Origin of the sequence: Nocardioides marmoriginsengisoli (genome assembly GCF_003725695.1) — a bacterium.
Taxonomy (GTDB): domain Bacteria; phylum Actinomycetota; class Actinomycetes; order Propionibacteriales; family Nocardioidaceae; genus Marmoricola; species Marmoricola marmoriginsengisoli.
Window position 1 is genome coordinate 1 of sequence record NZ_RJSE01000003.1, and the last position, 20,384, is coordinate 20,384.

19 protein-coding genes are annotated in these 20,384 nt (G+C 70.9%); 10 read left to right on the plus strand and 9 right to left on the minus strand.

The window, feature by feature from the left end:
• The 6 genes from EFK50_RS01985 to EFK50_RS02010 all read left to right on the plus strand — a co-directional run.
• The coding region (locus EFK50_RS01985) for an FAD-binding protein (protein WP_123225891.1) at nucleotides 1–659 on the plus strand (659 nt) is incomplete at its 5' end.
• Nucleotide 660: 1 nt separating this feature from the next.
• On the plus strand, nucleotides 661–1,545 hold the full coding sequence (locus tag EFK50_RS01990; protein WP_123225892.1) for a MaoC/PaaZ C-terminal domain-containing protein: 885 nt from the start codon (nucleotides 661–663) through the stop codon (nucleotides 1,543–1,545).
• 39 nt (nucleotides 1,546–1,584) lie between these two features.
• The gene (locus EFK50_RS01995) at nucleotides 1,585–2,523 is read left to right on the plus strand and encodes a sensor histidine kinase (RefSeq protein WP_123225893.1); all 939 of its coding nucleotides are present in this window, start codon (nucleotides 1,585–1,587) and stop codon (nucleotides 2,521–2,523) included.
• Nucleotides 2,520–3,185: a response regulator gene (locus EFK50_RS02000; RefSeq protein ID WP_123225894.1), complete on the plus strand. Its 666-nt coding sequence runs from the start codon at nucleotides 2,520–2,522 to the stop codon at nucleotides 3,183–3,185. Before EFK50_RS01995 ends, EFK50_RS02000 begins: the two co-directional genes overlap by 4 nt.
• A 55-nt stretch (nucleotides 3,186–3,240) precedes the next feature.
• Nucleotides 3,241–3,621 carry an SPFH domain-containing protein gene (locus EFK50_RS02005; RefSeq protein ID WP_123225895.1) on the plus strand — a complete coding sequence of 127 codons (381 nt, stop codon included), beginning with the start codon at nucleotides 3,241–3,243 and terminating at the stop codon, nucleotides 3,619–3,621.
• Complete coding sequence (locus EFK50_RS02010; protein ID WP_183407655.1) at nucleotides 3,618–5,135, plus strand: cation:proton antiporter; 1,518 nt, start codon at nucleotides 3,618–3,620, stop codon at nucleotides 5,133–5,135. The genes EFK50_RS02005 and EFK50_RS02010 overlap by 4 nt, the downstream gene beginning before the upstream one ends.
• Before the next feature lie 3 nt (nucleotides 5,136–5,138).
• On the opposite strand, the gene EFK50_RS02015 is transcribed toward EFK50_RS02010, so the two are convergent.
• The 4 genes from EFK50_RS02015 to EFK50_RS02030 are packed head-to-tail and all read right to left on the minus strand — an operon-like array spanning nucleotide 5,139 to nucleotide 9,809.
• Complete coding sequence (locus EFK50_RS02015) at nucleotides 5,139–6,311, minus strand: lipid-transfer protein (protein WP_123225896.1); 1,173 nt, start codon at nucleotides 6,309–6,311, stop codon at nucleotides 5,139–5,141.
• Nucleotides 6,308–6,703, minus strand: coding sequence for a MaoC/PaaZ C-terminal domain-containing protein (locus EFK50_RS02020; protein WP_123225897.1), 396 nt, complete (start codon nucleotides 6,701–6,703; stop codon nucleotides 6,308–6,310). Before EFK50_RS02020 ends, EFK50_RS02015 begins: the two co-directional genes overlap by 4 nt.
• The gene (locus EFK50_RS02025) at nucleotides 6,700–7,605 is read right to left on the minus strand and encodes a bifunctional MaoC family dehydratase N-terminal/OB-fold nucleic acid binding domain-containing protein (protein ID WP_123225898.1); all 906 of its coding nucleotides are present in this window, start codon (nucleotides 7,603–7,605) and stop codon (nucleotides 6,700–6,702) included. Before EFK50_RS02025 ends, EFK50_RS02020 begins: the two co-directional genes overlap by 4 nt.
• The gene (locus EFK50_RS02030) at nucleotides 7,602–9,809 is read right to left on the minus strand and encodes an acyl-CoA dehydrogenase family protein (RefSeq protein WP_123225899.1); all 2,208 of its coding nucleotides are present in this window, start codon (nucleotides 9,807–9,809) and stop codon (nucleotides 7,602–7,604) included. The genes EFK50_RS02025 and EFK50_RS02030 overlap by 4 nt, the downstream gene beginning before the upstream one ends.
• A 127-nt stretch (nucleotides 9,810–9,936) precedes the next feature.
• Here EFK50_RS02030 and EFK50_RS02035 point away from each other — a divergent pair, with 127 nt between their 5' ends.
• Entirely contained in the window at nucleotides 9,937–10,848 is a 912-nt protein-coding gene (locus EFK50_RS02035; protein WP_246003986.1) for an alpha/beta fold hydrolase, read from the plus strand.
• Between the two features lie 16 nt (nucleotides 10,849–10,864).
• Here EFK50_RS02035 and EFK50_RS02040 read toward each other — a convergent pair whose 3' ends face one another.
• Nucleotides 10,865–12,262 carry a WS/DGAT/MGAT family O-acyltransferase gene (locus EFK50_RS02040; protein WP_123225900.1) on the minus strand — a complete coding sequence of 466 codons (1,398 nt, stop codon included), beginning with the start codon at nucleotides 12,260–12,262 and terminating at the stop codon, nucleotides 10,865–10,867.
• 130 nt (nucleotides 12,263–12,392) lie between these two features.
• On the opposite strand from EFK50_RS02040, the gene EFK50_RS02045 reads away from it, so the two are divergent.
• Nucleotides 12,393–13,634, plus strand: coding sequence for an alpha/beta hydrolase (locus EFK50_RS02045; RefSeq protein ID WP_123225901.1), 1,242 nt, complete (start codon nucleotides 12,393–12,395; stop codon nucleotides 13,632–13,634).
• On the opposite strand, the gene EFK50_RS02050 is transcribed toward EFK50_RS02045, so the two are convergent.
• Complete coding sequence (locus EFK50_RS02050; protein WP_123225902.1) at nucleotides 13,631–15,700, minus strand: acyl-CoA dehydrogenase family protein; 2,070 nt, start codon at nucleotides 15,698–15,700, stop codon at nucleotides 13,631–13,633. The genes EFK50_RS02045 and EFK50_RS02050 overlap by 4 nt on opposite strands.
• Nucleotides 15,701–15,775: 75 nt before the next feature.
• Here EFK50_RS02050 and EFK50_RS02055 point away from each other — a divergent pair, with 75 nt between their 5' ends.
• Nucleotides 15,776–16,429, plus strand: coding sequence for a class I SAM-dependent methyltransferase (locus EFK50_RS02055; protein WP_246003987.1), 654 nt, complete (start codon nucleotides 15,776–15,778; stop codon nucleotides 16,427–16,429).
• Here the strand turns inward: EFK50_RS02055 and EFK50_RS02060 are convergent.
• Genes EFK50_RS02060 through EFK50_RS02070 form a run of 3 tightly spaced genes read right to left on the minus strand, consistent with a single transcriptional unit; the run spans nucleotide 16,416 to nucleotide 19,556 of the window.
• The gene (locus EFK50_RS02060) at nucleotides 16,416–17,537 is read right to left on the minus strand and encodes a prenyltransferase (RefSeq protein WP_246003988.1); all 1,122 of its coding nucleotides are present in this window, start codon (nucleotides 17,535–17,537) and stop codon (nucleotides 16,416–16,418) included. The two genes, EFK50_RS02055 and EFK50_RS02060, sit on opposite strands and share 14 nt — an antisense overlap.
• Nucleotides 17,534–18,286 (minus strand): class I SAM-dependent methyltransferase, encoded by a 753-nt coding sequence (locus tag EFK50_RS02065; protein ID WP_123225903.1) that lies wholly within the window; start codon nucleotides 18,284–18,286, stop codon nucleotides 17,534–17,536. Before EFK50_RS02065 ends, EFK50_RS02060 begins: the two co-directional genes overlap by 4 nt.
• Before the next feature lie 10 nt (nucleotides 18,287–18,296).
• The gene (locus EFK50_RS02070) at nucleotides 18,297–19,556 is read right to left on the minus strand and encodes a glycosyltransferase family 4 protein (protein ID WP_281273987.1); all 1,260 of its coding nucleotides are present in this window, start codon (nucleotides 19,554–19,556) and stop codon (nucleotides 18,297–18,299) included.
• A gap of 201 nt (nucleotides 19,557–19,757) precedes the next feature.
• On the opposite strand from EFK50_RS02070, the gene EFK50_RS02075 reads away from it, so the two are divergent.
• Nucleotides 19,758–20,369 (plus strand): TetR family transcriptional regulator, encoded by a 612-nt coding sequence (locus EFK50_RS02075; protein WP_123225905.1) that lies wholly within the window; start codon nucleotides 19,758–19,760, stop codon nucleotides 20,367–20,369.
• Nucleotides 20,370–20,384 lie beyond the last annotated feature (15 nt).

Consider the following 20,384-nt stretch of genomic DNA (forward strand, 5'->3'; position numbering starts at 1 on the left):
TCATCGTGAACCAGGCCGGCAAGCGCTACATGAACGAGGCGCTCCCCTACGTCGAGGCGACCCACGAGATCTACAAGGGCGAGGCCACCGGGGTTACCCACGTGCCGTCCTGGATGATCATCGACCAGCGCTACCGCAACCGGTACCTCTTCGCCGGGCTCGGCCCGCGCCAGCCGTTCCCGGGCCGCTGGCTCAAGGAAGGCGTGATCAAGAAGGCGTCCTCGGTGGCAGCGCTCGCCGAGGCCATCGAGGTCCCGGTCGAGGCGCTCACCGAGACCATCGAGCGCTTCAACGGCTTCGCCCGGAGCGGTGTCGACGAGGACTTCGGACGCGGCGAGTCGGCGTACGACAAGTACTACTCCGACCCGACCGTGAAGCCGAACCCGTCGCTGCACACCATCGACCAGGGTCCGTTCTACGCGGTCAAGATCGTGCCCGGCGACCTCGGCACCAAGGGCGGACTGGTCACCGACGAGCGCGCCCGGGTGCTCCGCGCGGACGGCTCGGTGATCCCGGGCCTGTACGCCGCCGGCAACTGCTCCTCGGCCGTGATGGGGAACACGTACGCCGGGCCGGGAGCGACCATCGGGCCCGCAATGACCTTCGGGTACCTTGCGGCCCAGGACATCGCCGCCGAACCCGCTGCTGAAGGGGCCTGACATGCCGATCAACCCGGACATCGCGATCGGGGCCGACCTGGGCAGCCGCACGTTCACCTGGAGCAGCAGCGACGTGCTGCTCTACCACCTGGGCGTCGGCGCCGGCTCGCGTCCCGGCGACAACCTGGACCCGAAGGCGCTGCGCTACACCCTGGACGACGAGAACCTGCAGGTGCTGCCGTCGTTCGGCATCGTCGCGCCGTCGTTCCACGAGACCGACCCGCCGGCGCTCGACCTCCCGGGCTGCGACATCAACCTGGCCCAGGTCGTCCACGGCGCCCAGGAGATCACCGTCCACGGTCCCCTGCCGGCCTCCGGCGAGGCGACGCTGCGCACCGTGATCAGCGACGTCTGGGACAAGGGCAAGGCGGCGGTGATCTGGCAGGAGGGGGTCGCGACGGCACCCGACGGCACCGAGCTCTGGACGGTCCGCTCGTCGATCTTCGTCAAGGGCGAGGGCGGCTGGGGCGGCAACCGCGGCGACGCGACGCCGGTGCTGATCCCGGAGCGCAAGCCCGACGCCGACACGACGTACGACGTGACGCCGCAGCAGGCGATGCTCTACCGGCTCTGCGGCGACCGGAACCCGCTGCACTCGGACCCCGCGTTCGCGCAGGCGGCCGGCTTCCCGGCGCCGATCCTGCACGGGCTCTGCTCCTACGGCATCGTGCTGCGGACGGTGGTCGACGACCTGCTCGGCGGCGACGCGGCCCAGGTCCGGAGCTTCAGCGCACGGTTCGCGGGCGTGGTGTTCCCGGGCGAGACCATCCGGGTCCAGGCCTGGGACGAGCCGTCGGGCATCGTGGTGTCGGCGACGATCGCGAGCTCCCGCGAGGAGCGCGACGGAGCGCCGGTGCTCGCCGACTGCGTCCTCACCCGCGCCTGATCGGGTGTCCGCTGGGGCGGACAGCCTAGGGTCGGTGTCATGCTGCGGCTCCGGACCTCCTCGCTGGTCGCCCGCGTCGTCCTGACCAACGGGCTGCTCTTCGCCCTGGGCACGGCCCTGCTCGCCTTCTCCCCTGCCACCGTCTCCAGCCGTCCGCTGGTCTCGGAGGTGGTCGTCCTGGTCGTCGGGCTGAGCACGCTGATCCTCGCCAACGCCCTGCTCGTACGACGGGCGCTGCAGCCGCTCGACCGGCTGGTCGCCGACGTCGAGACGGTCCGGAGCGATGCCGGCGCCGAGCGCGTCGGCGAACCGGTCTCCGGGCTCGGCCGGACCCTGGCGGTCGCGGTCAACGACCTGCTCGCCCGGATCGAGAGCGGCAACCGCGAGCGCGACCTCGCCAGCCTCGCCGGCCAGGAGGCCGAGAGCGCCCGGATCGCCCAGGAGCTGCACGACGGCGTCGGCCAGTCGCTGACCGCCCTGCTCCTCGAGCTGGGCCGGCGCGACCCGCCCGACGACGACCTCCGCGAACGGGTCCGGGCCAGCCTGGACGAGGTCCGGGGCGTGGCCCGGCAGCTGCGCCCGCACGTGCTCGAGGACCTGGGTCTGCGCAGCGCCCTCGCGGCCCTGACCACCGACCTGTTCGGCCACGGCAGCACCCACGTGAAGCGGGGCATCGCCCCCGGGCTGCCCGAGCTCGACGAGGCCACCGAGCTGGTGGTCTTCCGGGTCGCCCAGGAGGCGCTGACCAACGTCGCCCGGCACGCCCGCGCCGACACGGTGTCGATCTCGCTGAGCCAGCGCGGCGACCACCTGGTGCTCACCGTGGCCGACGACGGCGTCGGGATCGGTCCGGGTGCCAACGGCACCGGGATCCGCGGGATGCGCGAGCGCGCTGCGCTGGTCGGCGGCCGCCTGGAGGTGGCCCGCCGCGACGGCGGCACCACGGTCACCCTCGACGTCCCGGTGCGGCGCCCGTGAGCACGCCGGCGCGGATCCTGCTCGCCGACGACCACGCCCTGGTCCGCCGCGGGGTCCGGCTGATCCTGGAGACCCAGCCCGACCTCACCGTCGTCGCCGAGGCCGGTGACGGCGCGGAAGCGCTCGACCGGGTCGCGGACACCGAGATCGACCTGGCGATCCTCGACGTGGCGATGCCGCGGCTCACCGGCCTCCAGGCGGCCCGGGAGATCACCCGGCGAGCGACGGCCGACCGGCCGGCCCCGCGGCTGCTGATGCTCTCGATGCACGACAACGAGCAGTACTTCTTCGAGTCGCTGCGGGTCGGCGCCTCCGGCTACGTCCTCAAGTCCGCCGCGGACCGGGACCTGGTGGATGCGTGCCGGGCGGCCCTGCGGGGCGAGTCGTTCCTCTACCCGGGCGCGGAGAGCACGCTGGTGCGCGACTACCTGGAGCGCCTCGATCGCGGCGAGCGGATGCCGCGGGCGGTGCTCACGCCCCGCGAGGACGAGATCGTGAAGCTGATCGCCGAGGGCCACTCGTCCCGCGAGATCGCCCGGTTGCTGACGATCAGCCCCAAGACGGTCGAGAGCCACCGGCAGAACGTGCTCGCGAAGCTGGGCATGCGCGACCGCACCGAGCTCACCCGCTACGCGATCCGGGTCGGGCTGATCGAGCCCTAGAAGATGGGTGCAGGACCCGATACCTCGGTGGCGGCGCTCGCGTCAGGCTGAGGACATGCGCTCCACCTTCGCCGCCCTCGCCCTGCGCCTGCGGGTCGCCCGGCTCCCGCGGGAGCCCCAGGAGGTCCCGCTGGTCGTCCGCGCCCGGACCCGTGACGGAGACGAGCTCATCGTGCTGGCGACCCTCGCGTTCCAGATCACCGACCCGGAGCACGCCACCCGGGTGCCGGACGTCGACGTGACCACGGCCACCCTCGCCGAGGAGCTTGCCGCCCAGGCGTTCGCCCACCTCACCGTCGACCAGGTCCGGGACTGCCCCGCCGCCCTCCTGGACGACGTGGTCGCCGAGGTCAGCGCCCGGAGCGTGATCTGGGGCGTCACCGCCCAGTCGCTGCGGATCGACGAGATCGACCTGCGTCTGGCCGGTCCCGCATGACCCACCACGTCTCCGAGACCCTGGTCGCGCTGGGCGCCGCGTTCCTGGTCTGCGGGCTGGTCGCGCGCGCGGGATCCCGCATCGGGCTGCCGACCATCCCGCTGTTCATGGCCGCCGGGATCGTCTTCGGCCCGCACACCAGCGGCCCGGTCCTGGTCGGGAACCCGGCCGACCTCGAGCTGGTCGCGCGGCTGGGGCTGGTGTTCCTGCTGTTCTACCTCGGCCTGGAGTTCACCCTGGACGACCTGACCTCGGGCGGGCGCCGGCTGCTCACCGCCGCGACGGCGTACCTGGTGCTGAACGTCGGGGGCGGGCTGGTCCTCGGCTTCAGCCTCGGCTGGGGCGTCAGCGAGGCCTTCGTGCTCGCCGGGATCATCGGGATCTCCTCGACCGCGATCGTCACCAAGCTGCTCGTGGAGAACCGGCGGCTGGGCAACCCGGAGACCAAGACGATCCTGGGCATCGCGGTCCTCGAGGACGTCTTCCTGGCCTTCTACCTCGCGCTGCTGCAGCCGGTGCTCAGCAAGGCCGCCGGTCCTCGAGAGGCGGTGCTCGGGATCGCGGTCGCGTTCGCTTTCCTGATGTCGCTCTTCCTGATCGCCCGGTACGGCGCCAAGCACGTCGGCAAGCTGCTCGCCTCCGCCGACGAGGAGGTCGTGGTCGTCGTCTTCGTCGGGCTGGCGATCATCACCGCGGGCGCGGCCGAGCTCGTGGGTGTGTCCGACGCGATCGGCGCGTTCATGGTCGGGCTGATCCTGGGCGCCACCGCCCGGGCCAGCCGGCTCCGCGACCTGACCCACCCGTTGCGGGACGCCTTCGGAGCGATCTTCTTCTTCCACGTCGGCCTGACCATCGTGCCCGGCGACGTCCTCGCGGTCGCCCCGCAGATCGTGATCGCCGCGGCGATGACCACCGTGCTGGCCACGGTGGCCGGGGTGATCGCGGCCCGGCTGCACTCGTTCAGCCGGGTGCAGGCCGCCAACATCGGCTTCACGGTGCTGACCCGCGGCGAGTTCTCGCTGATCCTCGCGACCCTCGCGGTCGGCGCCGGCCTGGATCCCCGGATCGGCGCGTTCGCCGCCGGGTACGTGCTCCTGCTCGCCGTCGTCGGCCCGATCGCGGCCTCGTGGCCCGGCTTCTTCTCCCGGCTGATCCCGGCCCGGCTCTTCGCCCGGTCGCCCGCACCACCGCCGAACGTGCCCGCCCTGGAGCTCGACGTCGGCGTGGGATCGCTCTACAAGCTCGGCGCCGACCTGCTCCAGGTGCGGGTCAACCCGGGCTCGGCACTGCACGGCGTGCACGTCGCCGAGCTCCGGCTGCCGGCCGGGTCCACGCTCGGACTGCTCCAACGCGACGGCGCCACCAGCGCGCTGAAGGCGACCACCCAGCTGCAGACGCACGACGTGCTGGTGCTCTTCACCACCCCGGAGCAGCGCCACTCCGCCGAGCGCCGGATCCGGGCGGTGCACCGCAGCGGGCGGCTCGCCACCTGGCGCGGCGACACCGGACGCTGAGTGTCAGACGCTGAGGATCAGCCCGCTGGTGGGAACGCCCGTGCCGGCCGTGACCAGCACGTTCTGCACGTCCGGAACCGGATTGACCGAGGTGCCGCGGATCTGCCGGACGCCCTCGGCGATGCCGTTCATCCCGTGGATGTACGCCTCGCCGAGCTGACCGCCGTGGGTGTTGAGCGGCAGCCGGCCACCGAGCTCGATGGCACCGTCCTTGACGAAGTCCTTCGCCTCGCCGCGACCGCAGAAGCCGAGCTCCTCCAGCTGCATCAGCACGTACGGCGTGAAGTGGTCGTAGAGCACCGCCATCGCCATGTCAGCCGGGCCGAGCCCCGACTGCCGCCAGAGCTCGCGGCCCACCACGCCGATCTCCGGGATGCCGATGTCGTCGCGGTAGTAGGAGGTCATCACGTACTGGTCCGGGGCGCTCCCCTGGGCTGCCGCTGCGATGATCGCCGGCTTCTGCTTGAGGTCGGCGGCCCGCTCCGGCGTGGTCACCACGATCGCCACCGCGCCGTCGCTCTCCTGGCAGCAGTCGAGCAGGTGCAGCGGCGCCGCGATCATCCGCGACGCCTGGTGCTCCTCGATCGTGATCGGCTTGCCGTGGAAGAAGGCCTTCGGGTTGGTCGCCGCGTGCTTGCGGTCCGCGACCGCCACCGCGCCGAAGTCGGCCGAGACCGCGCCGTACTCGTGCATGTAGCGCTGCGCCTGCATCGCGACCGTGGCCGCCGGAGTGGACAGGCCGTAGGGGTAGGTGAACGCGTTGTCGAGGCCGTTGGTGTTGACCTGGGCCGCAGCCCACTGGGAGACCTGGCCGAACCGGTCCCCGGAGCGCTCGTTGAAACCGCGGTAGCAGACCACGACGTCGGCGACCCCGGTCGCGACCGCGAGGGCGGCCTGCTGGACGGTGCCGCAGGCGGCGCCGCCGCCGTAGTTGATCCGGCTGAAGAACCGCAGGTCGCCCATCCCGAGCTCGCGGGCGACGGCGATCTCGGAGGAGTTGTCCATCGTGAAGGTGACCAGGCCGTCGACGTCCTTCGTCGAGAGCCCGCAGTCCGCCAGTGCGTCCAGGACGGCCTCGCAGGAGAGCTGCAGCTCGGTGCGGCCGGACGCCTTGGAGAACTCCGTCGCGCCGATGCCGGCGATCGCGGCCTTGCCGCTGAGGGTGCGTTCGCTCATCGGGCCACCACCGTGACCTGCGCGTTGACGTGGTTGCCGAGCGAGACGGCGCCGACCACGTCGATCACGGTCAGCTCGCCGGACTCGGTGACCGAGCCGGAGAACGTCAGCGTGTCCCCCGGGTACGCCGGCGCACCCAGGCGCAGCGCGCAGCCGGCGATCCGGAAGTCCGGCCCGATCGCGTCCCGGGCCCACTCGCCGACGTACCGCTGGACCAGGCCGGTGGTGGTCAGGATGTTCATGAAGATGTCCTTCGAGCCGTGCCCCTGGGCGAGGTCGCGGTCGTGGTGGACGTCCTGGAAGTCCCGGGTGGCGATCGCGGTGGAGACGATCAGCGTCGGGGTGAGCGGGAGCTCCCAGGCGGGGAGCGTCGTACCGGTTGCCGTGCTCATTCCACTACCGCCCACTGCGCCAGGGTGAGGTCGTCGTCGATCTTCTCGAACGCGACCTGCACCGGGGAACCGATCGCGATGCTCTCGCGACCGCCTTGCACCTCGCCGACCATCCGGAGTCCTTCCTCGAGCTCGATCAGCGCGAGCGTGATCGGCAGTTCCTTGCCCGGCAGCTGCGGGGCGTGGTGGACCAAGAAGGAGAACACCGTCCCCTTGCCGCTGGCCACGACGTAACCGCGGTCTGCCGCGTGGCAGGTCGGGCACATCGGCCCGGGCGGGTGCCGGAGCTCGCCGCAGGCGTTGCACTTCTGGATCCGGAGCTCGCCGAGCGCGGTGCCCTCCCAGAAGTACGCGGTGTCCTGATTCATCTGCGGGCGGACCAGCCTGGTCTTGTCGACCGCGGGCTTGCGCGCGCCCGGCTTGAACTTGAGCACCCGGAAGGACATGGTCGCGACCACCTCGTCGCCGACCCGCCAGGTGTTCTCGGTGGTGACGAAGTAGCCCTCGCCGACGCCGGTGACCTTGGGGCCGACGACCGAGTCGAGCCGCGCGCTCAGCGTGACGTGCTCGCCGACCTCGACCGGCCGCAGGTAGACCTGGTCGCAGTTCGTGCCGAGGACGGACTTGAACCCGGCCTCGTCGAAGATCTGCATGGTCCGGTGCAGCGGCGCCGCGGCCCGCTTGGTGTGGTCCAGGCCGTCCATCGTCCAGACCTGCGCCATCGCCGGCGGCGCCTCGCCCGAGGTGTACCGCGGGTCGGTCTCGCCGATCGCCTCCAGCCAGTTGTTGATCATCGGCTGGTTGATCGGGTCCCGGGCCGGCTTGGGCTCGGACTCGCCGAGCGCCTTGATCTCCTCGACCGCGGCCATGATGTCGTCGTGGGTCCACTCCGCCGTGCTCATCGCGGCACCTTCGGCAGGCCCAGACCGAACATCGCGATCAGCTCGCGCTGCACCTCGTTGACGCCACCGCCGAAGGTGAGCACCAGGTTGCGCTTGGACGTCGCGTCCAGCGAGTGCAGCAGCGTCGCCGTGTCCGGGTCCGCGGGATCCCCGTACGCCGAGACGATCTCCTCCAGCGCCAGACCCAGCACCTGGACCTCGTCGGAGGCGAAGACCTTGCTCGACGACGCGTCGGCGACCGCCTGCTTGGGGTCGGCGTGCCCGCCGCCGGCGACCTGCCAGTTCAGCAGCTCGTTGACCCGGAACGAGACGGTCACCCGGGCCAGGGTGTCGCGCACCGCGGGCACCTCCAGCAACGGCGTCCCGTCCGGCGCCTTGCGGTCCTTCGCCCAGGCGATCACCTCGTCGCGGAGGCCCTCGAGCCGGCCGGCCGGGCCGAGCATGATGCGCTCGTGGTTGAGCTGGGTGGTGATCAGCCGCCAGCCCTCGTTCTCCTCGCCGACGAGCATGTCCGCGGGGACTCGGACGTCGTTGTAGTACGTCGCGTTCACGTGGTGCGAGCCGTCGCAGGTGATGATCGGCGTCCAGGAGTACCCGGGGTCCTTGGTGTCCACGATCAGCACCGAGATGCCCTTGTGCTTCGGCGCGTCCGGGTCGGTCCGGACCGCGAGCCAGAGGTAGTCCGCGGCGTGCCCGCCGGTGGTCCACATCTTCTGGCCGTTGACGATCCAGTCACCGGTGGCCGGGTCCTTCTTGGCCGCGCAGCGCAGCGAGGCCAGGTCGGTGCCGGCGTCCGCCTCGGAGTACCCGATCGCGAAGTGCACGTCGCCGGCCAGGATCTTGTTGAGGAACAGATCCTTCTGCTTCTCGGTCCCGAACGCCTGAAGGGTCGGGCCGACCGTCTGCAGCGTCACCGACGGCAGGTGGATGTCGCCGTACGACGCCTCGTTGGCGAAGATCTGCTGCTCGACCTCACCGAGGCCCTTGCCGCCGTACTGGGTGGGCCAGCCGACGCCCATCCAGCCGTCGGAGCCCATCTGCTTGATGTTCCGGTGGTACGCCGGCCCGTGCCGGTTCTCCATCATCTCCAGCTTGTCCTCGTCGCTGACCAGCGTCGAGAAGTACGCCCGGACCTCGTCCTTGAAGGCACGCTGGGACTCGGTGAGCTCGAGGTTCTTGCCCTCGCCGTCGTCGATGGCGACCTGGGCCAGGGTGGCCGCCTTGCCGCCGAGGTGCCGGGCGATGTCCTTGACCCGGGAGAAGTAGAAGTGCAGCGGGTAGGTCTCGTCGACCCCCATGCCGCCGTGCAGGTGGTGGCAGGTCTGCAGCGCCGTCGGCACCCGGTCGGTGAACCAGGCCGCGCCGACGGCCAGGTCCTCGGCGGCCGGGAGACCCTCGGCGACGCGCCAGGCGGCGGCGTCGGCGGCGAGCGAGGCCATCCGCGCGACCACGAACACGTCGGCGATCTGGACCGCGACCGCCTGGAACTCGGCGAGCTTGCGACCGAACTGGACCCGCTCCTTGATGTAGCCGGCGGTGAGCGCGAGCGCTCCGGCGACCAGGCCGTCACCGAGGAGCAGCAGGCCGGCGGTGGCGTGCTCGCGGAGAACCTTCGCGGCGGCCTCGGGCAGCACCTCGACGGCGGGAGCCTCGTCGAAGAGGTAACCGGTCTGGATACCGCGGACGGTGCCGACCGGGATGCTGCGGCTGGAGTAGTTCGCGGTCGCGGTGACGCCGGGCCCCTCGGGGTCGACCAGGACGACGCCGCCGTCGGTCGAGACCATCAGCAGGGTGCTGCCGTCGAGCACCGAGACGTCGATCTTGTGGCCGGAGACCTTGCCGTCGCGCAGGGTGGTGCCGGGCGCGGTCGGCAGCGGGTTGCCGGGCTCGTTCAGCGCGGGCGCGATCAGCAGCTCGCCGGCGACGATCCGCGGGATCACGCTCGCCGCCTGGTCCGGCGTACCGGCGGAAGCGATCGTGAGCAGCCCGCAGGCCAGGGTCTCCCAGACCGGGAGGTCCAGGGCGCGGGCGCCGACCTCGTGCAGCAGCACGGCGACCTCGCCGAGCCCGAGGCCCTCGCCGCCGTGCTCCTCGGGCGCCGCCAGGCCGAGCAGGCCGGCCTCGGCGCAAGCGGCCCAGGTGGCGCCGCCCTTGTCCAGGACGTCGGTGACGACTGAGCGGATCTCTTCACGCACCTCGGACACAGGTGCTCCCTTCGCAAGAACATTCTCCGGCTACCAAAATTGGAACAAGTTCTAGTCTAGCGTGAGCAACACGTTTCTAGGAGCAGTTGACCCGGCGCTTTCAGGTGCCGAGATCGAGGAGCCGTCCGTGCCGTTGCCCAGCCTGCCCACCCTGCTGCGCGAGATGGTCGACGTCCCCGAGGTCGTCATCCCGAAGGGCCGCTGGCTGGACCTGCCCGGACGGGGCCGCACCTGGCTCACCGACGTTCCCGGGCCGACCGAGGACGCGCCGGCGATCATCCTGCTGCACGCGGTCGGCTGCACCGGGATGCTGACCTGGTTCCCGGTCATCACCGAATTGTCCCGTAAGTACCGGGTGGTGATCTTCGACCAGCGCTGGCACGGCCGCGGGATCATGTCGGAGCACTTCTCGATCCGCGACTGCGCCGACGATGTCGCCGCGGTCTCGAACCTGCTCGGGCTGGACGCGCCGATCGTCGCCGGCTACTCGATGGGCTCGATCGTCGCCCAGCGCTGCTGGCGCCAGCACCCGCGCCAGTTCGGCGGCCTGGTGCTCGCCGCCACCACCGACCACTTCCGGACCTCGGGCAGCGAGCGGTTCTTCCACCAGACCATGGAGTACAGCATGGGCGCGCTGCGCACGCTGTCGCGCTCGAAGGCGGTGAACGTCGCAGCCAAGGCGACCACCGAGGTGCTCCTCGACCCCACCGACACCCACCAGTGGGCGCTCGCCGAGTGGCGCAGCACGTCCTCCTGGGCGGTGGCGCAGGCGGTCGCGGCGCTCGGACGGCACCACTCGACGCCGTGGCTGTCGGCGATCGACATCCCGACCGCCGTGGTCGTGACGACCAAGGACAAGGTGCTCTCCCCCGAGCGGCAGCGGGTGATCGCCGCGACGATCCCGGGCGCGACCGTGCACGAGGCCGAGTGCGGCCATGCCGGCTGCGTGCTGGACTCCGCGGTCTTCGTGCCGGCGTTCCTGGAGGCCTTGGACACCACGGTGGGACGCCGGGCGAGCATGCTGGCCCGCACCAGCTGAGCGGTCGCCCGCGCCGTCAGCCCAGGACCGCGGCGTGCAGCGCGTCCAGCTCCTCGGGGAAGTGCGCCGCCAGGGAGGCGATCTCCGGCATCGCCTCGCGGCAGGCGATCAGGCCGACGTGCATCTGGCCGTTGGCGCTCATCACCGTGACGTTCAGCCCGGCGCCGTGGAAGACCGGGCCGAGGGGGTAGAAGCCGACGATCTTCGCGCCCATGAAGTACAGCGGGACCGGCGGGCCGGGGACGTTCGAGATCACCAGGTTGTGGATCACCGGGCCCTTCTCGGCGAGCTTGAGCTTCGCGACCGCGCGGACCGCGAGCCCGAAGGTGCGGGGCGCGGCGAACTCCGCCCACTCCTGGAGGGTGTCGGCGGGGATCGCCTTGTGGTGGTCCTTGGCGTGCGCGTTCGCCTCGGCGAGCTGGCGGAGCCGCTCGACCGGATCGGCCACGTCGGTCCCGAGCCTGGTGAACATCGAGGAGACCTTGTTCGTGCCGCCGGTCTTCGTGGAGGTGCCGTGCACCGACACCGGGACGCTCGCCAGCAACGACGTCTCGGGGAGCTCGCCGCGCTCCTCCAGGTAGCGCCGCAGCGCACCGCCGCTGATCGCCAGGACGACGTCGTTGACCGTCGCCCCCTCGACCGCGTGCCGGATCTCCTTGATCTTCTCCAGCGAGATGTCGGCGTACCCGACCGAGCGCTTGCCGGTGATGTTGCCGTTGAACGACGTCCGCGGGGCCGTCAGCGGGGCCGCCATCGCCGTACCCTCGCGCGCCCGGCGGATCGTCTTGGTGAGCACCGACGTGGTCGGCGCCATCAGCCGGACGAACTGCCAGGGCTTGCCGAGGTTGTTCAGCAGGCCGCGACCGAAGAGCTCCCAGTCACCCGGCGCGGCGTCGTACCGCTCGCCGAGCGGGGTCAGGTCCAGCAACGGGGCGCCGGGCTCGAGGCTGCACAGGAACGAGATCAGGTTCGACCCGGAGATCCCGTCGACGGTCGCGTGGTGCATCTTGGTGAAGATCGCGATCCGGCCGTTGTCGAGGCCCTCGATCACGTACATCTCCCAGAGCGGCCGGGAGCGGTCGAGCGGGATGCCGGCCATGTGCCCGCACAGCTTGGCGAGCTCGGCCGGACCGCCCGGGGACGGTACGGCGAGCCGGTGCACGTGCCGGTTGATGTCGAAGTCCGCGTCGTCGACCCAGACCGGGTGGTCGATCTCCAGCGGGACCTCCTTCAGCTTGCGCCGGAAGTCCGGGATCGTCGAGATTCGCGCCTCGAGGTCCGCCTTGAAAGCCCCGAACGAGTAGTCCGAGGGAATGGTCGACGGGTCCAGCTGCAGGATCCCGCAGACGTGCATCAGCTGCGCCGAGCTCTCCAGGTAGAGGAAGCTGGCGTCCAGGCCACTGAGACGTTCCATGCAGGAACTATAGGCGCGACTGGAACGTGTTCTTGTTCTCCCGGCGATCGTCCCTTCGCTCCTCAACGCTCCTCGCTGCACCGCCTCGAGCAAGCTCGGGCGCCTTCGCTCGCTCGCGTAGGCTCCTGGCATGGGTTTCAAGCGCCGGCGGGTCATCACCGCCCTCCTCGCCGCCAACGCCGTCAAGCCGCTGAGCGGGCGCATCTCCGCGCTCGGCTTCGCCGTGGGCTGGCCGACCAGTGAGCTCGCACCGCAGCTGCTCGCCCTGACCGCGGCGGACACCGCCCAGGCGGTCCTGCGCGGCAAGGCGTCGAAAAGCACCGTGCTGCTCGCCGGCGCCTCGGCGGCGGCGTTCGGCTACCTGATCACCGGCGCCCGGCGGACCGGGCCTCTCGCCGAGACCGCGCTGACCGAGTCGCTCGGCGCCGACTACCTGGAGCAGATCCCCGACCGACCGTCCGACGCCGACCTCAAGGTGCCGCTGCGCGACCTCGCCCGGCCGTTCTCGATGATGAAGCCGGGCGTGGAGGTCATCCGCGACATCAACTACCGCGACGGCGGCAGCCGGGCACGACTCGACATCTACCGCCCCGTAGGCGTCGACCTCACCGACGCCCCGGTGCTCATCCAGGTCCACGGCGGCGGCTGGACGATGGGCGACAAGTCGCAGCAGGGCCTGCTGCTGATGAACCGGATGGCGGCCCGCGGCTGGGTCTGCGTCGCGATCAACTACCGGCTCGCGCCCAAGCACCCGTTCCCCGCGCAGATCGTCGACGTCAAGAAGGCGATCGCGTGGACCCGCGACAACATCGCCTCGTACGGCGGCGACCCGTCGTACCTGGTGATCACCGGCGGGAGCGCCGGCGGGCACCTCGCCTCGCTCGCCGCCCTGACGCCGGAGGTGAAGGAGTACCAGCCCGGTTTCGAGGCTGCGGACACCCGGGTCTCCGCCTGCGTCCCCTTCTACGGGGTCTACGACCTGGCCGGCATCACCGGCGACAAGGCGGCCGTTGAGATGCGCGACCTGTTCCTGGCGAAGCGGATCTTCAAGCAGGACCCGAAGACCCAGCTCGAGGCGTTCGAGCTTGCCTCGCCGCTGACCCACGTCACCCCGGACTCACCCGACTTCTTCGTGCTGCACGGTGTCCACGACGGGCTGGTCTCGATCCGGCAGGCGCGCGCGTTCGTCGAGAAGCTGCGCGCGATCTCCACCGGGATGACCACCTACCTCGAACTCCCCGGCACCCAGCACGCGTTCGAGGTGTTCTCCTCGATCCGCAGCCAGCAGGTGATCCGCTCGGTCGAGCGCTGGCTGGAGTGGCACCGGGCGAACCGCCGTACGGCGACCCGCGACCAGCTGGTCGACGCCTAGGCCCTGGGGAGGCCGAGGATCCTTTCACCGGCCACGTTCCTCAAGATTTGCGTCGTTCCTCCCGCGATCGAGAGGCAGCGGTTGCGCAGGAAGAGGTCGTTCGCGGCCAGCGCCCGCTCGCTGCGGGTGAACATCTCCGGTCCGAGGAGCTCCATCGCCAGCTCGGCGGAATCCTGACGACTGCGGACCCCCACCAGCTTGGCGACGCTGGACTCCGCCCCCGGCCCCTGGCCGGCGATCGAGCGCAACGTCGAGCGGGTGCCGAGGAGCTTGACGACCTGGGCCAGCGCGATCGCCCGGCCGACCTTCTCCGGCGCAGCGGGGCTCCGGGTCTCGTCGAGCAGGGTGATCGCGAGCTCGACGCTGTCGCCGAGCTTGGACCCGGCCATCGCGACCCGCTCGTTGGCCAGGGTGGTCACCGCGAGCCGCCAGCCCTTGTTGATCTCCCCCACGACGCAGTCGTCGGGGACGAAGACGTTGTCGAAGAACACCTCGTTGAAGAGGGCCTCACCGGTGAGCTCGCGCAGCGGGCGGATGTCGATCCCGGCGCTCTTCATGTCGACCACGAAGTAGCTGATCCCGGCGTGCGGCTTGGCGTCGGCGTCGGTGCGGGCCAGGCAGACGCCCCAGTCGGCGCGCTCGGCGATCGAGTTCCAGACCTTCTGGCCGGTCAGCAACCAGCCGCCGTCGGTACGCTCGGCCTTCATCCGCAGCGACGCCAGGTCCGACCCGGCACCGGGCTCGCTGAACAGCTGGCACCAGGTGATCTCCCCGGTCAGCGTCGGGCCGATGAACCGCTCGCGCTGCTCGTCGGTGCCGCCCTCGAGGATCGTCGGCGCCGCCCAGGCACCGATCACCAGGTCCGGACGCTCGACGTCCGCGGACTGCAGCTCCTGGTCGATCACCAGCTGCTGGACCGGGCCGGCACCGAGCCCGTACGGCGCGGGCCAGTGCGGTGCCAGGTAGCCGTTCGCGGCAAGGGCGGCACGACGGTCGTCGTCGGCCAGACCGGCGATCCGCTGCGCTTCGGCGCGGGCGTCGGCGCGGAACTGCTCGTCGAGTCCGCCGAAGTCGATCTCGCCCGAGCGCCGGACACCGGTCCGGGCGCACGCGCTGAGCGCGGCGGCGGCCTCGCCGGTGTCGCCGACCAGGGCGCGCAGCGCGATCGCGCGGCGCAGGTAGAAGTGCGCGTCGTGCTCGTAGGTGAAGCCGATCCCGCCGAGGACCTGAATGCAGGACTTCGCCACCTCGACGGCGCCGTCGAAGCAGATCGTCGCAGCGACGCCGGCCGCGAACAGTGCCTGCTCCTCGCCGTGCTCGGCCGCCTCGGCCGCGTCCCAGGCCGCCGCCGTCACGCTCTCGCTGATCTCCAGCATCTCGGCGCAGAGGTGCTTGACCGCCTGGAAGGCACCGATCTTCTGACCGAACTGCTCGCGCACCTTCGCGTACTCGACCGCGGTGTCGAGGCACCAGCGGGCGATGCCGGACGCCTCGGCGGCGGCGAGCACGATCAGCTCCAGCGGGGCGCCGGACTTCGGGTAGGTCGGCAGGTCGGTGTTGGGCACGTCACCGAGGACGACCTCGCCGACGCCGCGGGACAGGTCGACCGACGCGCCCGGACGGACCTCGGCCTGGTCGACCGGTACGGCGACGTGGCCGGCGGCGACCGGGACCGAGAGGTGCGTCGCACGGCCGGCCTCGACGACCGCGAGCGCGCTGGTGCCGAGTCCGACGGTGATCGAGCCGTCGGCGATCCCGGCGCGCAGCTCGGCGTCGTCGTACATCAGGCCGGCGACCGCGGTGGTCAGCAGCGGGCCGGGCACCAGGGCGTAGCCGGCGGCCTCGATCGCGACGGCCTGGTCGAGCAGCGTGCCGCCGCCACCGCCCGCGGACTCGGGCAGCGCGATCGCGGAGAGCCCCAGCTCGGCGGCGAGCGCACCCCAGGGCGCCAGCGCCTCCGAGTCGGTCTCGGCAGCCCGGATCGCGGCGATCGAGCCCTGGCTCTCGGCCCACTTGCGGACCGACGCCGCGAGCTCGGTGTGCTCGTCACTGATACCGATGGGCATGTCTCAACTCCGGTCTTAGCAAACTAGAACAGGTTCCTATTCTGCCATGGATCAGGCCCGGATAGGGTTCGGCGCGTGAGTGACATCGATCCCGTCCTGCTGGAGCACGCCCTGGCCGCCAAGGGCTTCATGCCGACCGACGAGGGCGAGCTGCTGCACCGCACCGCCGTCGCCCACCTGGGTGCCGGGCCGGCGCTGGAGATCGGCACCTACTGCGGGAAGTCGGCGATCTACCTGGGCGCGGCCGCCGAGGCCGTCGACAGCACCGTCTTCACCCTCGACCACCACCGCGGCTCGGAGGAGAACCAGGCCGGCTGGGAGCACCATGACCCGACCGTGGTCGACCCGGAGATCGGGCTGATGGACACGCTGCCGACCTTCCGCCGTACGGTGCAGCGGTCGGGGCTGGAGCACCGCGTCGTCGCCGTCGTCGGCGACTCCCCCACCGTCGCCCGCTACTGGCGGACCCCGGTCGCCCTGCTCTTCATCGACGGCGGCCACTCCGAGGAGCCCGCCCAGGCCGACTACTCCGGCTTCGCGCGCTGGGTCCAGCCCGGCGGCGTCCTGGTGATCCACGACGTCTTCGAGCGCCCCGAGGACGGCGGCCAGGCCCCGTTCCACGTCTGGCAGCGAGCGGTCGCCGGCGGGGCGTTCACCCCCCGCGAGACCGTCGGGTCGATGCGGGTCCTGACCCGGACCTCCGGCGAGCCCGGCGCTAGCGTCGGATAGCGGCCCGGTCGGCCGTCCGGCAGCCGCACTCGAGCGCGATCTCCTCGAAGTGCGGGGCCAGCGTGTCGCCGCGCATGATCCCCGAGCCGGGCGTGGTCCGGGACAGCTCGTCCGCCGCCAGGATCACCGCCGCCGCGGTGTAGGTGGTCTGCTCGTCCGGCCAGTTCACGTCCTCCGGGAAGACCCAGCCGGTCCAGTACCGGCCATCGTCCTCACGCAGGTGCTGCATGTTCGCGAACTGCTCCAGCGCGCGTTCGTGGTCGCCGATCGCGTCCAACGACATCACCAGCTCGCAGGTCTCCGCACCGGTGACCCAATTGTTCTGGACGACGCACTTGATGCCCTTGCCGGGGATCACGAAGGTGTCCCACTCGCTCTCCAGCAGCTCGACGGCGGCGTTGCCGCGGACCGCGCCGCCGAGGACCGGGTAGTACCAGTCCATCGAGAACTCGGACTTGTCCAGGAACAGGTCGCGGTGGTGCCGCAGCGCGTGCCCGAGCCGGCCGCCGGCCAGCTCCCAGTCCAGCTGGGGGTCGCCGACGAGCTCGCTGAGCGCCACCCCGGCCCGCAGCGCCTGGTAGATGCTCGAGGACCCCGCCAGCAGGCCGTCCTCGTTGACCTTCGCCGGGCCCTCGGCGTTCCACTCCTGCGACCAGGCGATGCCGCCCCAGGGCAGCTGCATCCCGACCACGAAGTCCAGCGCACGCCGTACGACCGGCCACATCCGGTTGACGAAGGCCCGGTCGCCGCGGAGCAGCCAGTGGTGCCAGACCCCGACGGCCAGGTACGCCGACATGTTGGTCTCGCCGGAGGCGTCCTTGATCTCGTCGACGACGATCTCCATCGGCCAGGAGCCGTCGGCGCGCTGGGTCCGGGCGCACCACGCGTAGGCGCGCTCAGCAGCCTCCACCTCGCCGCCGACCAGGAGCGCCATCGCACCCTCGACGTGGTTCCAGACGTCGGTCTTCTCGCCCGGGGCCCAAGGCACCGCGCCGGTCGGTTCCTGCATCGCCGCGATCGAGGCGGCCGTGTCGGCCACCTGCTGCGACGTCAGGACACCCTCGACGGCGGGGATCCGCCAGGTGCGCTTGCTGTCGGGCAAGGTCACTCCGGCTTCCGGAAGTAGAGCACCATGCTCTTGCCGATCAGCGGGTTCAGCGCCCGCTCCGCCAGCCGGGTCACGGTCGAGTACCGCGGGGTCTTCATGATGTCCCAGACCAGCACCTGGTGGTACGCCTTCACCAGCGGGTGGTCGTTGTTCTCGACACCCACTGCGGACTTGATCCACCAGTACGGCGCGTGCAGGCCGTGGGCGTGGTCCTTGCCCTCGAAGATCATCGTGGTGCCCGGGGTGCCGTCGTTCATCCGACCACCCTTGGTGACCTTGTCGACCAGCTCGTGGTCGGTGTAGATCCGGATGTGCCCGCCCTCGGCGTTGTGGTACTCGGGCGACAGCCGCCAGTTGATCACCTCGGGCAGCCACCGCGGCACCGTGATCGCCATCGTGCCGCCGGGGCGCAGCACCCGGATCAGCTCGGTGATCGCGGTCATGTCGTCGTGGATGTGCTCGAGCACCTCGGAGCAGACCACCCGGTCGAACTCGCCGTCCGCGAACGGCAGCGCCAGCGCGGTGCCCTCCTTGATGTCGGCGGCCGCGCCGGCCGGCACCTCGCCGGCCTCCTTCATCGCGCCGAAGAGCTCCAGCACGTTCGCCAGCTCGTCGGCGTCCTGGTCGAAGGCGACGACGTCAGCGCCGCGGCGGTACATCTCGAACGCGTGCCGCCCGGCGCCGCAGCCCATGTCGATGACCCGGTCACCGGGCTTCAGACCCAGCCGGTCGAAGTCAACAGTCAGCATCAGTCGTTCCTTACTTCTTGATCTTCTTGACGCGTTTGTGCGTGGAGGTCGGGTGGAGCGCGTAGTCGGCGAGCACGTGCTCGTACGCCGCCGCCGTCTTCTTGGCGACCGCGGTCCAGCTGAACAGCTCCTGGGCGCGCACCCGACCCGCCTTGCCGAGGCGGTCGCGCCGCTCCGGGTCGTCGAGCAGGTCCGCCAGCGTGGACGCCAGCTCACCGACGTCGCCGGGGGTGACCAGCTCGGCGCAGAGACCGTCGGGACCGACGACCTCCGGGATCGCGCCGGTGCGGCTGACCACCAGCGGGGTCTCGCAGGCCATCAGCTCGGCGGTCGGCAGCGAGAAGCCCTCGTAGAGCGACGGGACGACGGCGATCTCGGCGGAGCCCATCACCTCGACCAGCTCGGTGTCGCTGATCCCGTTGACGAACCGGATGTGCTCGCCGATACCGAGCTCCTCGATCAGCTTCTCGGTGCGGCCGCCCGGGGTCGGCTTGGTCACGAGCAGCAGCTCGAGGTCGCGCTCGGTGCGCAGCTTGGCGAACGCCTCCAGCAGGGTAGCGATGCCCTTCATCGGGGCGTCCGCGCTGGCCATCGCGACCAGTCGTCCGGGAACCCGCGGCTTGGTCGGCGGCACGAAGCAGTCGTCGACACCGAGCGGGATGACCTGCATCTTCTCGATGTCCGCGGCGAAGTCCTTGGCCGCGTCGACCTTCGAGGACTCCGACGGCAGCAGGATCCAGCGCGCACGCCGTACGACGGCGCCCTGCATCTTCAGGAAGCCGTACCAGCGACGCAGGCTGAGCTTCTTGCGCAGCGGCGCGGCGGCGATGTCGACCCGGCGGTCGAACGTGATCGGGTGGTGCACGGTGGTGAGGACCGGGATGTCGAGCTCCTTCTCGATGTCCATCACGCCGTGGGCCAGCACCTGGTTGTCGTGCACGATGTCGAAGTCGTCCTTGCGGCCGCGCAGCGCCTTGAGCACGCGCTTGCCGAAGGTCCGCGGCTCCGGGAAGCCGGCGGTGCACATGATGGCGAACTCCTGGGCGTCGATCAGGTCGCGGAACTCCCACGGCCAGACCATCCGGAACGGATCCGGTTCCCGGTAGAGGTCCAGGCTCGGGACCTTGGTCAGGGCGACACCCTCGTCCAGCTCCGGGTACGGCTGACCCGAGAACACCTCGACGGTGTGGCCGAGCTCGACGAGCTCACGGCTCAAGTGACGGACGTAAACGCCCTGTCCCCCGCAATGTGGCTTGCTGCGGTAGGACACGAGTGCGATGCGCAAAGGCCCGCCCTTCCCAGTTTTCCCAGGCGGACCCAGGCTGTTTTTTCCATGTATCGGAACTGCAACGTGTTTCTATTATGACCGATCCCGCTGCTAGCCTTGGAATCACGGTCTCGCGGGCAATTCTGCAGGGTCGGCACAACTCCGCTCACGAACAGCCTGGGCGACCACGAGGGGACAGGCATCTTGACCACCACGAACTCGTTGACGTACGACGATCTCGGCTCCGCTGCCCAGCGTGACCGCCGACGTCGGATCCTCGACGCCACCATCGCGCTGGCATCCAAGGGCGGCTTCGACGCCGTCCAGATGCGCGCGGTCGCCGAGCAGGCCGACGTCGCCCTCGGCACCCTCTACCGCTACTTCCCGTCCAAGATCCATCTTCTCGTCTCGGCGCTCGCACGCCAGTTCGAAGACACCCAGTCGATGGTCAGCCGCAAGCCCGTCCCCGGCGAGACCCCGTCCGAGCGGGTCATCTACGTGCTCCGCCGGGCGACCCGCGGCATGCAGGGCGACGCCAACCTGACCGAGGCGCTGACCCGGGCCTTCATGTTCGCCGACGCCTCGGTCGCGACCGAGATCCACGTCGTCGGCATGCAGCTGACCACGATGCTGAACCGGGCGATCAAGGGCGACGCGTACGTCGAGGGCGAGCAGCCTTCCGACGAGGAGGTCGCCGTCGCCCGGGTGATCAGCGACGTCTGGCTCTCCGCGCTGGTCTCCTGGGTCACCGGCCGCGCGACCGCCGAAGAGGTCGCCGACCACATCGAGACGGCCGTCCGGCTCGTCCTGCGGTAGTTCCCGCGCACGGCA

Excerpts from the sequence above, each read along its gene's own strand:
- EFK50_RS01990 (WP_123225892.1), top strand. The coding sequence starts at position 661 with ATGCCGATCAACCCGGACATCGCGATCGGGGCCGACCTGGGCAGCCGC.
- EFK50_RS01995 (WP_123225893.1), top strand. The coding sequence starts at position 1,585 with ATGCTGCGGCTCCGGACCTCCTCGCTGGTCGCCCGCGTCGTCCTGACC.
- EFK50_RS02005 (WP_123225895.1), top strand. The coding sequence starts at position 3,241 with ATGCGCTCCACCTTCGCCGCCCTCGCCCTGCGCCTGCGGGTCGCCCGG.
- EFK50_RS02010 (WP_183407655.1), top strand. The coding sequence starts at position 3,618 with ATGACCCACCACGTCTCCGAGACCCTGGTCGCGCTGGGCGCCGCGTTC.
- EFK50_RS02015 (WP_123225896.1), bottom strand. The coding sequence starts at position 6,311 with ATGAGCGAACGCACCCTCAGCGGCAAGGCCGCGATCGCCGGCATCGGC.
- EFK50_RS02020 (WP_123225897.1), bottom strand. The coding sequence starts at position 6,703 with ATGAGCACGGCAACCGGTACGACGCTCCCCGCCTGGGAGCTCCCGCTC.
- EFK50_RS02025 (WP_123225898.1), bottom strand. The coding sequence starts at position 7,605 with ATGAGCACGGCGGAGTGGACCCACGACGACATCATGGCCGCGGTCGAG.
- EFK50_RS02040 (WP_123225900.1), bottom strand. The coding sequence starts at position 12,262 with ATGGAACGTCTCAGTGGCCTGGACGCCAGCTTCCTCTACCTGGAGAGC.
- EFK50_RS02045 (WP_123225901.1), top strand. The coding sequence starts at position 12,393 with ATGGGTTTCAAGCGCCGGCGGGTCATCACCGCCCTCCTCGCCGCCAAC.
- EFK50_RS02050 (WP_123225902.1), bottom strand. The coding sequence starts at position 15,700 with ATGCCCATCGGTATCAGTGACGAGCACACCGAGCTCGCGGCGTCGGTC.
- EFK50_RS02065 (WP_123225903.1), bottom strand. The coding sequence starts at position 18,286 with ATGCTGACTGTTGACTTCGACCGGCTGGGTCTGAAGCCCGGTGACCGG.